At 35.1% G+C, this 16,712-nt stretch carries 14 protein-coding genes and 1 other RNA gene; 8 read left to right on the top strand and 7 right to left on the bottom strand.

Going from position 1 to position 16,712, the window contains the following annotated elements:
- Positions 1–199: 199 nt before the first annotated feature.
- Both RMN97_RS05595 and RMN97_RS05600 read right to left on the bottom strand, forming a co-directional pair.
- Complete coding sequence (locus RMN97_RS05595) at positions 200–496, bottom strand: hypothetical protein (protein WP_309613540.1); 297 nt, start codon at positions 494–496, stop codon at positions 200–202.
- A gap of 220 nt (positions 497–716) precedes the next feature.
- Complete coding sequence (locus RMN97_RS05600; RefSeq protein ID WP_309613541.1) at positions 717–1,118, bottom strand: hypothetical protein; 402 nt, start codon at positions 1,116–1,118, stop codon at positions 717–719.
- A gap of 109 nt (positions 1,119–1,227) precedes the next feature.
- Here RMN97_RS05600 and rnpB point away from each other — a divergent pair.
- The 4 genes from rnpB to RMN97_RS05620 all read left to right on the top strand — a co-directional run bounded on the left by rnpB (position 1,228) and on the right by RMN97_RS05620 (position 6,987).
- Positions 1,228–1,536: RNase P RNA component class A (gene rnpB / locus RMN97_RS05605), an RNA gene on the top strand.
- 149 nt (positions 1,537–1,685) lie between these two features.
- Positions 1,686–1,976, top strand: coding sequence for a heavy metal-binding domain-containing protein (locus tag RMN97_RS05610; protein WP_309613542.1), 291 nt, complete (start codon positions 1,686–1,688; stop codon positions 1,974–1,976).
- Positions 1,977–2,066: 90 nt separating this feature from the next.
- Positions 2,067–4,406, top strand: coding sequence for a copper-translocating P-type ATPase (locus tag RMN97_RS05615; RefSeq protein ID WP_309613543.1), 2,340 nt, complete (start codon positions 2,067–2,069; stop codon positions 4,404–4,406).
- A gap of 10 nt (positions 4,407–4,416) precedes the next feature.
- Positions 4,417–6,987, top strand: a complete 2,571-nt coding sequence (locus RMN97_RS05620) for a multicopper oxidase domain-containing protein (RefSeq protein WP_309613544.1) — start codon at positions 4,417–4,419, stop codon at positions 6,985–6,987.
- 121 nt (positions 6,988–7,108) lie between these two features.
- On the opposite strand, the gene RMN97_RS05625 is transcribed toward RMN97_RS05620, so the two are convergent.
- Together RMN97_RS05625 and RMN97_RS05630 are read right to left on the bottom strand one after the other, a co-directional pair.
- Positions 7,109–7,807 (bottom strand): response regulator transcription factor, encoded by a 699-nt coding sequence (locus tag RMN97_RS05625; RefSeq protein WP_309613545.1) that lies wholly within the window; start codon positions 7,805–7,807, stop codon positions 7,109–7,111.
- Between the two features lie 3 nt (positions 7,808–7,810).
- Entirely contained in the window at positions 7,811–9,169 is a 1,359-nt protein-coding gene (locus tag RMN97_RS05630) for a HAMP domain-containing sensor histidine kinase (protein WP_309613546.1), read from the bottom strand.
- A gap of 125 nt (positions 9,170–9,294) precedes the next feature.
- Between RMN97_RS05630 and RMN97_RS05635 the strand changes: the two genes are divergently transcribed.
- Positions 9,295–11,403, top strand: coding sequence for an outer membrane beta-barrel family protein (locus RMN97_RS05635; protein WP_309613547.1), 2,109 nt, complete (start codon positions 9,295–9,297; stop codon positions 11,401–11,403).
- A 1-nt stretch (position 11,404) separates the two neighbouring features.
- On the opposite strand, the gene rsmD is transcribed toward RMN97_RS05635, so the two are convergent.
- Both rsmD and RMN97_RS05645 read right to left on the bottom strand, forming a co-directional pair.
- Positions 11,405–11,959 (bottom strand): 16S rRNA (guanine(966)-N(2))-methyltransferase RsmD, encoded by a 555-nt coding sequence (gene rsmD / locus RMN97_RS05640; RefSeq protein WP_309613548.1) that lies wholly within the window; start codon positions 11,957–11,959, stop codon positions 11,405–11,407.
- Positions 11,956–12,768: a DUF3822 family protein gene (locus RMN97_RS05645; RefSeq protein ID WP_309613549.1), complete on the bottom strand. Its 813-nt coding sequence runs from the start codon at positions 12,766–12,768 to the stop codon at positions 11,956–11,958. The genes rsmD and RMN97_RS05645 overlap by 4 nt, the downstream gene beginning before the upstream one ends.
- A gap of 216 nt (positions 12,769–12,984) precedes the next feature.
- On the opposite strand from RMN97_RS05645, the gene RMN97_RS05650 reads away from it, so the two are divergent.
- The gene (locus tag RMN97_RS05650; RefSeq protein ID WP_309613553.1) at positions 12,985–14,406 is read left to right on the top strand and encodes an ATP-binding domain-containing protein; all 1,422 of its coding nucleotides are present in this window, start codon (positions 12,985–12,987) and stop codon (positions 14,404–14,406) included.
- Here the strand turns inward: RMN97_RS05650 and RMN97_RS05655 are convergent.
- Complete coding sequence (locus RMN97_RS05655) at positions 14,403–15,233, bottom strand: hypothetical protein (protein WP_309613550.1); 831 nt, start codon at positions 15,231–15,233, stop codon at positions 14,403–14,405. The genes RMN97_RS05650 and RMN97_RS05655 overlap by 4 nt on opposite strands.
- A 143-nt stretch (positions 15,234–15,376) precedes the next feature.
- Here RMN97_RS05655 and RMN97_RS05660 point away from each other — a divergent pair, with 143 nt between their 5' ends.
- A complete protein-coding gene (locus RMN97_RS05660; RefSeq protein WP_309613551.1) occupies positions 15,377–15,799 on the top strand; it encodes an EamA family transporter in 423 nt (140 codons plus the stop codon).
- Between the two features lie 59 nt (positions 15,800–15,858).
- Positions 15,859–16,584 (top strand): 3-deoxy-manno-octulosonate cytidylyltransferase, encoded by a 726-nt coding sequence (gene kdsB, locus RMN97_RS05665; protein ID WP_309613552.1) that lies wholly within the window; start codon positions 15,859–15,861, stop codon positions 16,582–16,584.
- Positions 16,585–16,712: the final 128 nt, after the last annotated feature.

Here is a 16,712-nt window from a genome sequence, read left to right on the forward strand (position 1 = left end):
GTTTGCGGGCGATACTTACGGGCTGATACTACAAATTGTTCCATAGATTTTTACTGGATTACAAATATAGAATAATAGTTGATTTGGTTATTTGGGAATGTGGTTATTTGAAGTTTTTTTACTAACAATTATAAAGAGAATGGTTAATAAAAATGAATTGGTTCATCAGAAATCAAACAGATAACTGATAACCGACAACTTATTTATTTCCTTTAATGCTCAATTCGAGTAAAACCTGAGCGGCATGACTTTCGGAATTGGCAGAAAAACCAGCCACAAAAACTCCTTTTTCGCCTGTATTTGATTTGATACCGTAGACTACGGCTTCTTCATCCGGACTTGTATCACCTTCATAGCGGTAAATATGCAGAATTTGATAATTCTCAGGATTGTTCATAATAGTTTCTTCCTGTAGATTAAAATCGACAACAAAATCCATCGCTTTGAGTTCTTCCAAAGCTTTCAAAACGGAAGCATAATGATAACGGTTTTTCATTCCTTAAAAGTAAGGATTTTTGTTGATGTAGCAAAAGACTTAGCCCGGATTCCTTCGGCAGTCACTTCGTTCGTGTGAAGAGGAAATCCTGACATTGTGTAAAACAATCAAGATGAGATTAGCTCCGCTCCGTTCGGCGATCCCTCGGGTGCTTAGTACATCGCAATGACAGATTGGAACGTATAGCTGGATAAAGCTCCTATTTTTTCAAACTTTGATTTTACAGATGGTCAATGAGTTTGACCTCTTCTTTCGGTCTTTGGTCTTCACTTGGCATTGGTTCCTGACTGGTTTCCGGATTCATTTCCGGATTCATTTCGGGGTCTTTTTTATTTTTGATGCTCAATTCATTTAACACCATGGCCGCACTTTTATCAGTATATGCCAAAGCACCAGCCACAAAAACGCCTTTTTCACCTGTACTGGATTTGATTCCATAAACCGTAGCTTCATCACCAGGATCACTTTCACCTTCGTAACGATATATATGTACAATGATAAAATCATCAGGACTATTGATTATTCTTCCTTCCAGATTGTTAAAATCTACAGTAAAACCTTTTTCTTTTAATTCGTCCAGAGCTTGAGAAACAGGTGCGTAATGGTACATACGTGGATCCATAATTACTTTAATTTAATTGGTTTTTTATCACAATAAAATTAATCTTTAACTTTCCGTTTAGGTTATAAAATTAAGCCATAATGTTATAAAATTATTATTGTAAGTTTGCATCGCAGACCGCCTTATCGTCCTGAGCAATCGGGGAGGAAAGTCCGGACACCAAAGAGTAGCATATTGGGTAACGCCCAACCGTCGTGAGGCGAGGACAAGTGCAACAGAAAGCAAGTACAGTTCGGCTGTAGTGAAACCAGGTAAACTCTATGCGGTGAAATTCCAAGTATATCGGCATTTAAGGATTACTCGTCCGTTGTCGAAGGGTAGGAAGCTTGATCTCGTTGGTAACAACGAGACTAGATAAATGATAAGGTCACGTCCCAAAAGACGAGAACAGAATCCGGCTTATAGGTCTGCTTTTTTTTAACTTCCAATTAATTTACTTTGGCTTTTTTACTAGTTATAACTTACACAACATTGTGCAAACAATTTTTTTAATTGTGTAAGTTAAAATCAATAATTATTTAGCACCTTTATAGTATAAAACTTGTTATTAATTAAAATATTTATATTATGAAAAAATTATTTATTTCGGCTATGGTTTTAGCTTTTACCCTAGTTTCTTGTAATCAAAAAAGCAAGGAAACTACAACAGACAATTCTCATATGATGGGAAATGACAGCACAATGATGGATAATGATAGCACAATGATGAACGACAAAACTAAAATGATGGACGAAAAAACAAAAATGTATGCCTGCCCAATGCACCCAGAAGTGCAAGGCAAAATGAATGACAAATGTTCTAAATGCGGCATGAAATTAACAGAACCTGTTCCTGAAAAAGTAGAAGAAAGCAAATAATCTTGCTTTTGCTAATTAAACTAGCCTTGTTATGAAATTTAGCAAGGCTAGTTTTCATAATTTAATCTGAAAATCTACAATTATTTAATAATGAGTAAAAGCAAAAGTTCACAAGATACTACTGCCAATGTTTCAAAAGATAAATCCTGTTGCTCTACGCAAACTCATAGCGATAAAAATGAAATAATTATACCTAACAATCGCAAAGGAAAATATTATTGCCCAATGCATTGCGAAGGCGAAAAAAATTATGATAAAGCAGGCGACTGTCCCGTGTGTGGTATGGATTTAGTCAAAGCACCAGATTTGACGGCTAGCAAAACATTATACACTTGTCCAATGCACCCTGAAGTAATTAGCGAAACTCAGGGTTCATGTCCTATTTGCGGAATGGATTTAGTACCTATGAATCCTAGTGATACCGAAGACCAAAAGACGTATAAAGATTTGGTTAAGAAAATGAAAATAGCGGTCGTATTTACAGTCCCCATTTTCGCTATTGCCATGTTAGAAATGGCACACAACAATCCTTTGTTTAGAATAATGGATGCCTCAAAATGGAATTGGGTGCAATTAATTTTATCACTTCCTGTTGTTTTTTATGCCTGTTGGATATTCTTTGTACGAGCTTGGAAATCCATCATTACATGGAACTTGAATATGTTTACTTTAATAGGAATTGGTACAGGTGTAGCCTTTCTATTTAGTTTAGTTGGAATGTTTTTTCCTGATATTTTTCCAAGTGAATTCAAAACGGAACACGGAACAGTGCTACTCTATTTTGAAGCTACGACAGTAATTCTAACTTTAGTTTTATTGGGTCAATTACTAGAAGCCAGAGCGCACAGCCAAACTAGTGGCGCTATAAAAGAACTATTAAAACTCGCACCAACCGAAGCTACTTTAGTTATTGACGGAAGCGATAAAGTAATCTCAATCCATGACATCAAAAAAGGCGATTTATTGCGAGTAAAACCTGGAGATAAAATTCCTGTGGACGGAAAAATAACCGATGGTGAAAGCAGTATCGATGAAGCCATGATCACTGGCGAACCAATTCCGGTAGACAAAAAGAAAGACGATAACGTAATTGCCGGAACAATAAACGGAAACAAATCCTTTGTAATGATTGCTGAAAAAGTAGGTTCAGAAACTTTGCTTTCTCAAATTGTGCAAATGGTTAATGATGCCAGTCGTTCAAGAGCACCAATTCAAAAATTAGCGGACAGTATCGCAAAATATTTTGTACCCATTGTAGTAATCATTTCTGTAATTACCTTTTTCATTTGGGCAAAGTTTGGTCCCGAACCGGCGTTGGTCTATGGTTTTATAAATGCCATCGCGGTATTGATTATTGCGTGTCCTTGTGCTTTGGGCTTGGCAACTCCTATGTCAGTAATGGTAGGAGTTGGTAAAGGAGCGCAATCTGGAGTTTTGATAAAAAATGCTGAAGCTTTGGAAAATATGAATAAGGTAAACGTTTTAATCACTGATAAGACAGGAACCATCACCGAGGGAAAACCATCAGTCGAAAAAATTTATGCTTCCAATAACAACGATGATGATTTGTTACAAAGCATCGCTTCATTAAACCAATACAGTGAGCATCCGTTGGCACAAGCTGTAGTCAATTTTGCCAAAACAAAATCCATTTCTTTAATTGAAGTAAAAGATTTTGAAGCGGTTGCCGGAAAAGGTGTTATAGGAACAGTGACTACTAAAAAAGTAGCATTAGGTAACAAAAAACTAATGGAACAAGTAAAGGCAAGTATTTCAAATGATTTGGAAAACAAAATTATTGCCGAACAAAAACTAGGGAAAACCGTTTCTTATATTGCTGTTGATGGAATTGCTGTTGGCTTTGTGTCTATATTCGATGCCATTAAAGAATCAAGCGCAGCAGCCATCAAAGAATTAATGCGCCAAGGTGTCGAAGTAATTATGCTTACCGGAGATAATGTCAATACAGCCAAAGCGGTTGCCGATGAACTTAATTTAACATCATACAAAGCAGGTTGTTTGCCCGAAGACAAACTCAAAGAAATTAAGCGATTACAGGCAGAAGGTAAAATTGTAGCCATGGCAGGTGACGGTATCAATGATGCTCCCGCATTAGCACAAGCCGATATTGGAATAGCAATGGGAACCGGAACAGACGTAGCCATAGAAAGTGCCAAAATCACTTTAGTAAAAGGTGATTTACAAGGTATCGTCAAAGCCAAGAATTTAAGCCATGCAGTAATGAGAAACATCAAGCAAAATTTGTTTTTCGCCTTTTTTTATAATGTATTGGGGGTGCCAATTGCAGCGGGAGTTTTATATCCGTTTTTTGGAATTTTATTGTCGCCGATGATAGCTGCTTTGGCAATGAGTTTTAGTTCGGTATCGGTAATTGTGAATGCTTTGCGATTGCGAAGTTTAAAACTTTAAATAAAGTATAATGAAAAACATAATGCTACTAACATTCCTCATAACTGTATGTTCTTTTGCAAATGCCCAAGTCAATTCACAACAGACTTTTTACACTTGTGTGATGCATCCCCAAATCCATTTGCCAAAACCCGGGAAATGCCCAATATGCGGAATGGCGTTAGTAAAAGAAAAGCCAAAGTCAATCAAGCCGAAAGTAACGACAAAACCAAGAGTCGTAACTCCTGCTAAAAAGGAAACTCCTACAAAAGACAAATCCGCCACTACAGATAAAGTCGCCACCGATGGAGGAATTGATAAGAAAAACAGTATCGTAAATCCTCCCGTAAAAAAAAGAGTGATAAAAGACGAGCTACCAAAAGTAGTCCGGTACGATTTATATGTTCGCGATACAATTGTAAATTTTTCAGGAAAACCCAAAAGAGCAATAGCAGTGAATGGCCAAATACCAATGCCTACATTGACGTTTACCGAAGGTGATACTGCCGAGATATACGTCCATAACGAACTCGATGAAGAAACTTCATTACACTGGCATGGCTTGTTTTTACCTAATAAAGAAGACGGTGTTCCGAATCTGACACAAATGCCCATAAAGCCACACAGTACCCACAAATACTCTTTTCCAATTCGGCAACACGGTACACACTGGTATCATAGCCACTCTGGGTTACAGGAGCAAATCGGGATGTATGGCTCGTTTGTAATGAATAAAAGAAACTCCGATCCCAATTTTCGGGAGGGAATAGATGATCTTCCCACAATTCCGATTATACTAAGCGAATGGACCGATATCAAACCTGAGAATGTTCATAGGATGTTACACAATGCCTCAGATTGGTTTGCCATAAAAAAAGGAACAACCCAAAGCTATGGAGAAGCCATTGCACAAGGTTATTTCAAAACCAAGGTTGTCAATGAATGGAAGCGCATGAACGCCATGGATGTCAGCGATGTTTATTATGAAAAGTTTTTAATCAATGGTAAAAATGAGAGCCAACTTTCGCAGTTTAAAGCGGGTGATAAAGTCCGTTTACGAATTTCAAACGGTGGCGCATCCTCTTATTTTTGGCTTACCTATGCCGGTGGTAAAATTACCGTTGTTGCCAGTGATGGTAATGATGTAGAACCTATTGAAGTGGACCGTTTACTTATTGCGGTTTCAGAAACTTATGATGTTATCTTAACCATTCCCGCAGAAAACACATCCTATGAGTTTTTAGCAACGCCAGAAGACAGAACAAAATCCACTTCCCTATACATTGGCAATGGCATCAAACAACTCATTTCGCCTTTGCCCAAACTGAAATACTTTGAAGGCATGCAAATGATGAACGATATGATGAAGATGAATGGCGACCTTGACGATATGGGAATGCAGATGTCGTTAAATCAGATGGACATGAACGCCGTAATGTATCCCGAAATCACAGGTTCCCAAGAAATGGGATCTAAAGAAATGCCAATGGAAACGGACAAAGAGAAAACCAAAGAAGAGACACCAGATAAAACACACGACATGCACAATATGGGAAATAAATACAATCCCAATGAACTTGCTGATATCGTTACATTAAATTATGCGATGCTAAAATCGCCAACAAGTACAGCACTATCAAAAGAGGCGCAGGTAAGGGAACTCAAATTTGAACTTACAGGAAATATGAATCGTTATGTTTGGAGTCTGGACAATAAAGTTGTTTCGGAATCTGACAAAATCCTGATTAAGAAAGGAGAAATTTTACGCATTGTTTTGCATAATAATTCCATGATGCGCCATCCAATGCACTTGCACGGTCACGATTTTAGAGTCATTAACGGACAAGGTGATTATGCGCCTTTAAAAAACATAATCGACATCATGCCAATGGAAACAGATACTATTGAATTCGCTGCAAGCGAAGACGGCGGCGACTGGTTCTTTCATTGTCATATTTTGTATCACATGATGGCTGGTATGGGTAGGGTTTTTAGTTATGAAAATTCACCACCCAATCCCGAAATACCAAACCCTAAATTAGCGCAACGAAAATTATTTGCAGATGATAGAAAATTTCATTTTATGGCAGAAAATGATTTTGCTACTAACGGAAACGATGGTATGGCAATGTTCAGCAACACCCGTTGGAGCATTGGAACAGAATGGCGACTGGGCTACAATGACCATCATGGGTACGAAACAGAAACGCATATAGGCAGATATATTGGTAAAATGCAATGGTTGATGCCATTCATTGGTTTCGATTGGAGATACAGAAAAATGGAAGACGGCGAAATGGAAGAAAATCTTTTTAATCAGTCCAGTACCAAAGACAATCGCTCGGTTTTCAGTGCTGGTATCGAATATACCTTACCGATGCTTGTCAAAGCGCAGGCAGAAGTTTATACAGATGGTAATTTCAGATTTCAACTAGAACGTATGGACATTCCTGTTTCCAAAAGAATTAGAATGGATTTGATGTGGAATACCGATAAAGAATACATGGCAGCACTGCGCTACATTATAAAAAGAAATTTTAGCATCAGAACCCATTATGATAGCGATATGGGATTTGGTGTAGGAATCAATATGAACTATTAATTCAAAAATTTAGTCTTTCAATTCAGTAGCGTCAGAACTTTCCTCTTCACTTTCATCCCGAAGCGTCGGGACAAAAAAAGTGAACACCGAACCACAATAATTTTTTTGGAAAGAATACGGCTTATAGGTCTGCTTTTTTTATTTTAAATTCCAACCCAATATTACGAACACTTTCAATAGAGATACAAGTGTCATCTTTAAAATATTTTCTAAGCCTGCTTATAAAAACATCCATACTTCTGCCGGAGAAATAATCGTCATTCTTCCAAACGGCTTTTAATATTTGGTCTCGTTTCAGTAATTGATTTTTATTATTAAATAAGAAAGTAATAAGAGCTGCTTCCTTTTCTGTAAGCTGCTGAACATTATTTCCAAGCTTTAACTCCAATCTGTATGTATGAAAAAGATAACTGCCAATTTGAATTTCATTCACAGTAGGTTGAATGCCTGAATATTTAGAAGTTCTTTTTAGAATATTAGTAATTCTTAAAACCAACTCATCGGCTTCGAAAGGTTTTATTATATAGTCATCTGCCCCGAGTTTTAAGCCTTTTATCTTATCTTCATTTTGATTTCGGGCAGTCAGAAATAAAAAAGGAATTTCAGGTCGAAGGCTAACACATTGTTCAGCTAAACTAAAACCATCTTTTTTAGGCATCATCACATCAAAAATGCAAATATCAAAAATCTCTTTTTGAAAGATTTTCCAGGCTTCATCGCCATCTTTTGCCCAATGAACTTCGAATTGATGAATTTCTAAATATTGTTTCAGCACATTTGCAAAATCAATATCATCCTCGGATAATAGTATTTTTTTCATAAATTAAACTGAAGGTATACTAATGGTAAAAGAAGCTCCTTTCCCAAGCTCACTAACAACTTTAATAGAGCCTTTATGCGCTTTTATGATTTGATCAACGTAATATAAACCTAATCCAAGTCCTTTAGTATTGTGTAAATTCCCTTGCTCAACGCGATAGAACTTTTCAAAAAGTAACGGCTGTTTCATTTTAGCAATTCCGATACCATCATCCTGAATACTGATATGAAGCATCTCATTTTCAAGCAAAGTTACCAAGGTAATATTTTGACAACCATATTTTACAGCATTTTCAAGAACATTAGTAATAGCTGTTGTCAAATGAAATTTATCCAAAAGCAAACTGGTTTCTGTTGCATTGAAATTGTGTTGAATTTTCACGTTTGGATATGCGAGATTAAAATCAGCAATAATGGTTTGCAACAAGGCATTTGGTTTTACTTTTTCCTTTTGAAGTTCAATTTCTTCAAACCCAAGAGAATTGTTCATGACTTGGTCAATGATATTTTGTAAACGTATATTTTGACGGTTTACAGTATCGAGTATCGTATTAAAAATAGCTTCGTTTTCTTTTACTTCTTGTCTAGCTAACATTTTGGTCGAAACGCTTAAAGTGGTTAACGGAGTTTTTAATTCATGTGTAATGTTATTGATAAAATCGGTTTTTACATCGCTCACTTTCTTTTGTTTGATTAAAGCTTTGATAGCGATTACAAAAAGTGTTACCAAAACCAACATTGACAGTATCGATAAAATCAATAGTGTTGCCATTCGACCTAAAATGATTTGCTCCCAATTTTTTACCGAAACATACAAACAGTCTTCCGTCAATAATTTATAGTTGTCATTTTTAAATCCGCTCGTTGTTCCAACATAATTCCTAACTAAAAAAGCATCGTCTAAGGAAGCCAGATTGCCATAAATAGCATTCGAGATAACAGGTTTTTCAGAAAAAAGAGTATCAGTTTTAGTAGTATTGTCGAATATTACGAATTTATTGGCAACAACGGCAAAATTGATTTCTTCATCAGGAAAAGCGAGATTTAATTTTTTCCTTAATCGATTGGTTAAAACATCACGGTATTCGTTGGCTAATAAATCTCCTTTAACTTGATTTCTATAATTTTTATCGGCAATAAATTTTTCTGCTAAACGTTTGTAAAGCATTTCTTTTCTCAAGAAAATGCTTGAGTCGAGTTCGGTAAAATTACTTGTGATATTTCCGATTTTGTCTTTGACTTCAACATGAAACTGTTCTACTTTATAATCATAGGTTGTCTTCACCAAATAAAACTGAATTGCGCAAAGCAATAGTAAAATTACTGTAGAAAATCCGATTAGAAAATTTATCTTTTGTTTCATGAAATCTGAAATGACTCTTCAAAAATAAGGGAATTATAGCAAACTTAAATTTTTAACCCTGCATTAACCTTCAATTAACTTTCGGAACTAAATAATAGAAACATTTTTGTGAAAAATTTTAATCCATGAAAATGTACAAAAACTCTTTTTTATTAATCCTAATTGTTACCCAATTTACCTTGGCACAAGAAAAGGAAAAAGAGCAGAAAAAGGAAAAACCTGAAGAGCTAAAAGAAGTTGTAGTAGAAAAAGAAACCAAAACGTTAACCAATAAAAATGGAAACATTAAGGTTGATGTTGCTAATTCTATTTACAAATCTTCTCCAACTACTCTTGATTTGCTGGCTAGATTACCTAAAATACAAATTACGCCTGAAAAAGATGGTATTTCGGTAGTTGGAAAAGGGATTCCGCTTTTGTATATCGATAATCAAAGTGTTGATATGAATGAATTCAATGCTTTAGCTGTAGAAGATATAAAAGCTATTGAAATTATTAATAATCCTTCTTCAAAATATGAGGCAAACGGAAGAGTAGTCATACTCATTACCCGAAAATTCAGTAAAAAAGAAGGATACAAAATTGTGCTTTCTGAAAATGCTTCTTTCAAGAAATATTTCAATAATTATTCGGGAATTAATGCCAGTTTCAAAACCGGAAAACTTGAGTTCAAAACTAATTTCAATTATAATCAGATTACCGTTTGGGAAAGCAATGGCAATGATTTTAATATGCCCGATTATGATATTCACTCTAATTATTTGGTGACAGCTGTTACCAAAAGGCCTCAGTTTTTATATGGTGGAGGAATTTTCTATAAAATCAATGAAGACGATTATCTTACTTTTAATTGCAGCAGAAAAAGTCAAGACGATACTTTCGATATTAAAACACATACGTTCAACCAGGAACAAAGCACTATAAATTATATAAATACATTGAATAGGAATGATGAAAATCGTGGATTTACAAATGTTTTTTTGAACTACAATCATAAAATTAAAAGTTTAGATGCCAACTTATTTTCCGGATTTCAGTATTCCAATTTTAATCAGCAAATGGAGAGTGTGATTTTTAATGATTATAATGATACGGGTTCTGAATTAACACAACAACGTAATCAAAAGTTTGATGTCAATGTTTTTTCAGGAAGAACCGATTTGGAGAAAAAATTTAAAAACGAAATGAAGTTGGAACTTGGAGCTTTGTATTTGTCTGCCAATGCTGATACTCATTTTACTATCGAAAACATTAATCCAGCAAGCACAACCAAATCGTATTATAATTATAAAGAACAAAACATCACGGCTTATTCACAACTTAGTGGAAGTTTGAAAAAGATAAATTACACAGTAGGTTTACGAGCCGAAAACACCATCGTAAAAGGAAAGTATGCTACAGAAAACACTTTTTCTGTTGACAAGGATTATATCAACCTGTTTCCAAAGGCTGAAATCGGAATGACGATTGACAGTTCTAATACGATTAGTGTGAATTATGCTAAAAGCATTATACGGCCTAATTATTCATCTACAAGTCAGGCTTCCGCATACATCAATCCTTATTTTGTTTGGGCGAATAATATTAATCTGAATCCAACTATAACAGATGAGATTTCTATTAATTATGAATATAAGTATAAATCACTTCGCTTGTCGTTTTATAAGACTAAGAATCCAGTTTATTACGGAGCGAGTTATAATGATTCACAAGATTTATTGACTTTTATGACTACGAATTTTGAAAAAGAATCAGGTGTTTCAATGGAACTAACTATTCCGTTTAAACATAAATTTTGGACGACAACTAATGTGGTGAATGTTGGCTACACCAAAATTGAAGACAGTGCAGCTTTAACAATGGAAACAAAACCTTCGGTTTATATTTATTCTAACCATATTTTTAGTTTGCCAAAAGAAATAGAAGTATCGCTTACCGGTTGGGGTTACACCAAACAAAAGTTGGGTATTTTTGAAAGAAGTGGTCTAATAACTTTTGATGCAGCAGTTTCAAAAAAGTTTTTCAAAGCGTTTGATTGTGCGTTGAGTTGGAGTGATATTTTCAGAAAAATGAATTACCGTGGCGACTTTACCATCAATAATATTGCAGCAAGAGGAATCTATTACACCGATTCGAGTGTAATTTCTTTTTCGGTAAAATATTCTTTTGGAAAGATTAAAAAATCAGAATTTAAGGAAAGAAGCATTGATGAAAACGCGGGTAGAATTAATTGATTTATACTTCATACTCTGATTCAATTTTAAAGAAAGTAAACACCGAACCACCGTAATTCTTTTGAAAAGAATAATTAGGCATTTGCTCCAGCTTGGTGTATTTCGAATGTTCTACTACTAACATGCCTTCTTCGTCTAACAATTCTCTTTCAAAGATGAGTTCAACGATTTTCTCGAATTCCTTTTGTGCCATTCCGTAAGGCGGATCAGCAAAAATAATATCATAGTTACCACTATGTTTCTCAAGAAATTTAAATACATCGCTTTTAATCGCCGTAATATCAAACTCAAATTCCTTTGCAGTTTTCTTAATAAAGTTTACGCAACCCATATCGCCATCAACACAAAGAATAGGAGTACAACCACGCGAACCAAATTCATAACTAATGCTTCCGGTTCCGGCAAAAAGTTCCAAAACTTTCAGCTCCGAAAAATTAAAATGATTGTTCAAAACGTTGAATAACGCTTCTTTACTCATGTCGGTCGTAGGACGAACAGGAAGATTTTTGGGTGGTGCTATTCTTCTGCCTTTATATTTGCCTGAGATGATTCTCATGAGTGCAACAAGATAAAATGCTCGCGCTTTTCGGCATCGGTTAAATTACTTTGCATAAAACTCACATCAAACAAATTGGTGTTTCGCACATATGTATAAGCCATTTTATAAAGCGAATCGTCTACAGTTATCTTGCCTAAGAGTTCCAATTTGAAACTCTCCGGATTCAGATGCAATTGTTCGGCTGTGAATACTATGTAGTAGATAAAATCTTCTGGAGTCTTATATTCAAAGGTATTGTAGAGTTGAAGTTTTTGATTTTGGATGACCACAATTTCAAAATGGGTATCGCTCACATGAACAAACATTTGGTGCTCTTCATTGTTTTTGGAAATATCTAATAATTTTTTTACCAAAATGGTATTCGCGTGTTTGTAATCAAAAGTGCCAAATTGGTCAATGAAATAATTGTTCAGATTCACATACGGAATATACACATTGTTCATCTCGTAATTGCCCAACTCATCATAAGCGAAGAAATCGGTTTCAAAAACTTTGGTATTGAATTGCAGATAACTGCCCAAATAGTCTTCGTCAAATAAAGCCGTTGGCACAAAAGTCGAAAGATTATTGCTGTGAATAATGACAACTTCGTCATAACCAGCTTTGAGTTCGGGGTTATTCTCAAACGCTTCAGCAAACAAATCTTCTATTTTGGTAGTGAGTTGGACTTTGCCCAAAACAACATTTTGCAGCTTGGTAGCTTTGTTTGTCAGTGTGTCAAACGTAGCAAAAGACAAACCCTTCAAGGAAACCTGAATTGCCAGTTTTTGGTACATTTTATCGATTACACTACTGTTTTGCCACATGGTAATTTTGAATTAGTGCGGATGGCAAACTTACGAAAATCAATATCAATATCAATGGCAATATCAAAAATCAATAGCAATAGCAATAATAATAACAATAGCAGTAATAAGAATCAATAGTAATGGTTTAATCATTTATAATTGTTTATCGCAATTGATATTGTCATTGCCATTGAAACCTTTATATTTGAATCTCCAATTTTATTCAATCTTTTCATGACTTCCAGCCAGTTTTACAGTGTGTTACAAAAACAGTTTCCGTTTCAACCGACAGTAAAACAGGATATTTTTTTTCAAAAAATTGCTGAATTTTTGACCAATACCAATTCCAATGAAATATTTGTACTGAAAGGTTATGCCGGAACCGGAAAAACAACCGTGATTTCTACGATAGTCAATAATCTTGGATTCATCAATAAAAAATATGTGTTGCTGGCACCAACAGGAAGAGCTGCCAAAGTCATTGCGAATTACTCCAACAAACCTGCCTTTACCATTCACAAGAAAATTTATTTCCCTAAGAAAGGAAAATCAGGTGGCGTTTCGTTTACGATGCAAACTAATAAACACAAGAACACCATATTTATCGTTGATGAATCGTCCATGATTTCAGATGTGAATACCGAAGCCAAACTTTATGAAAACGGTTCGCTGCTTGATGATTTGATTTCGTATGTATATAACGGCGACAATTGTAAAATGATTTTGCTTGGCGATACTGCCCAATTACCGCCGGTGCAATTAGATGTCAGTCCGGCATTGGATACCGAAAAATTAGCTTTGAATTATAACAAAGAAATTTTCTCAATCGAGTTGGATGAAGTCATGCGACAGGAAGAGCATTCAGGGATTTTATATAACGCAACCGAATTGAGAGAATTGATGAAAAGCAGTTTTCTGGATGATTTTAAATTCAACCTAAAAGGTTTTAAAGATATTGTTCGTTTGACGGATGGCTTTGATATTCAGGACGCGATACAAAGTGCGTACAGCAATTACAGTATTGAAGACACGTGTTTTATCGTGCGTTCCAACAAAAGAGCGAATCAGTACAATCAGCAAATACGTTCTAGGATTTTGGATAAAGAAAGCGATTTATCGGTTGGCGATTATTTGATGGTGGTGAAGAACAATTATTTTTGGCTAAAAGAAACCGACGAAGCCGGATTTATTGCCAATGGCGATATCGTAGAAGTTTTAGAAATTTTTAGTTTCAAGGAATTATACGATTTTAAATTTGCCAAAGTTAAAATCAGAATGGTCGATTATCCTGACCAGAAGCCTTTTGAAACAGTGTTGTTGTTAGATACGATTACAAGCGAATCGCCTTCATTGACCTTTGAAGAAAGCAATCGTTTGTATCAAGAAGTGATGAAAGATTACGAAGGCGAACCACAATATCGCAAATTCCTGAAAGTAAAAAGCAATGAATATTTTAACGCACTTCAGGTGAAATTCTCTTATGCTATTACATGTCATAAATCACAAGGCGGACAATGGAATACGGTTTTTGTAGAACAACCTTATTTGCCCAATGGTGTTGATTTAGATTATATCCGCTGGCTTTACACTGCGGTCACACGTGCCAAAGACAAACTGTATTTGATTGGGTTTAAGGATGAGAGTTTTGAAGATTAAGCTTCTGTTTTAGTAGCTTTTGTTAATAAAGCAACACTCATCCAATACAATGCGAGTACAGGTCCGGCCGGAATAAAGAAAAAGAGTAAAAATTTTAAATTATCAGGAAAATTCATACCATAGATATAAATCCTAGCTCCAGTATAAACACCTAGAAGACAGTAAAGAGTCAACAAGATAAACGACCACTTCTTGATACGATAGGATTTAGCCAAAATTAACCCAAGCCATATAATTAAAACATATTCTATTATTCTACCAACAGCTCCAATCGGAAGTCCGGGTAATTGGTAGTGGACTGTAAAATCGGCTGCATTTTTTCCTTCATCTAACCATAGTTTCAAATTTTCAGCATAATGATAATTCAAATTAAATTCCCAAAGGAATTCGGCTAGAGCAGCAATAAAAAGTAGCACTATCAATTTATTCCAATTGGGAAATTTATCCCAGCGATTTATGATAATCAGTATAAATCCGGCTGCAAAAAGTAAGGCTGCTATCGTTAATATAATATACCTGTAATGTTCTCTTTCAGTGTGTTGTAACATAGTGACACTAAAATCAGGTTCGCCTAAACCTAAAACGCCGGCAATTACACTTCCTGAAAGATATAGTAATACACCTCCAAGTAATATTTGTTTTGGTAATTTTTTGTTTACAACCAATAACAAGAGCAAAACAGATATAATTGCATAAACCAAGTTAAGAATGGCAAAAGTGCTTAAAGAATTACCTTGTGTATAAGGTGAATGTTTGTATAAAAAAGCAACACCTACAAATGGTGATAAAAACAAAAGTAGACTTCCAATAAATTTTAATACTTTCATAACTAGCGTATTGTGTTCAATCAAATATACTAAGAAACTTTAAAACAAGGAAAATTCCGAATAATAAATTTGTGATTTTTCAAAAGCTTTATTTTGTAAAAACTCAGTAACTTAGCTACTCAGCAACTTAGTCACTTTTAAAAATGAAAAACTGGATTCTCTTTTCTTTTATTTCAATGTTCTTTGCAGGACTGACATCAGTTATTGCCAAAATGGGATTGAAAAATGTAAGTTCCGATACTGGTTTGGCAGTGCGAACAGTTGTTGTTTTCTTGATAGTTTGGCTTAATGTATTTGTCTTTCAATCGGTCAAAGATTTTAGAAATCTGACCAAAATGGATATTGTTTTTCTAGCTATTTCGGGAGTTACAACTTCACTGTCGTGGATATTTTACTATAAAGCTATCAAAATCGGAAATGTTTCTCAAGTCGCTTTGATTGACAAAGGAAGTATTCTAATAACCTTACTATTGTCTTTTATAGTATTGAACGAACAGTTTTCATGGAAAACAGCCATTGGTGGAAGTTTTATCATCGTTGGACTTTTAATTCTAACTTTGAAATAAAAAATAACAATCAACTTAGTAACTTAGCCACTCAAAACTCAAAACTCAACAACTCAAAAATGAAAATCATCGCCGTAATTCCAGCTCGTTATGCTTCTACACGTTTTCCTGCTAAGTTAATGCAAGATTTAGGTGGAAAAACTGTAATTCAACGAACCTATGAATCGGCTGTAAATACTGGATTATTTGAAGATGTATTCGTAGTTACAGATTCGATTCTGATTTATGATGAAATCATTAATAATGGAGGTAAAGCAATCATGAGTGTCGCAGAACACGAAAGTGGTAGCGACCGAATTGCCGAAGCAGTAGAAAATCTGGATGTTGATATTGTTGTGAATGTACAAGGCGATGAACCTTTTATCAACGCAGCGCCTTTAGCCAAAGTGTTGGATGTTTTCAGAGATGATTTTGAACAAAAAGTTGATCTAGCTTCGCTGATGTTTGAAATAACAGACAAATCAGAAATTGAAAATCCGAATAATGTAAAAGTCGTAACCGATCAAAACGGATTTGCATTGTACTTTTCCCGTTCCGTAATTCCGTATCCGAGAGATGTGAATGCAGGCGTTCGTTATATGAAACACATCGGGATTTATGCTTTCCGCAAACAAGCACTTTTAGATTTTTATCGTTTGCCAATGAAATCGCTCGAAGCTTCCGAAAAATTAGAACAACTTCGCTACTTGGAATTTGGTAAGAGAATCAAAATGATTGAAACCAATCAGGGAAGCATCGGCATTGATACACCCGAAGATTTGGAACAAGCGAAAAAACTGCTTTAAGACTACTCTATTTTATCTTCTTCAAAATAGCCTTTGCTTTTGACCTTTGTTGTAAAGAAGTTCAAAAACAAAACCACAAATGACAGGAAGAACATGGCTTGCAATGCGACCAATAGTTTTCCGTACGT

It is taken from the genome of Flavobacterium sp. (assembly GCF_031381455.1).
GTDB lineage: Bacteria > Bacteroidota > Bacteroidia > Flavobacteriales > Flavobacteriaceae > Flavobacterium.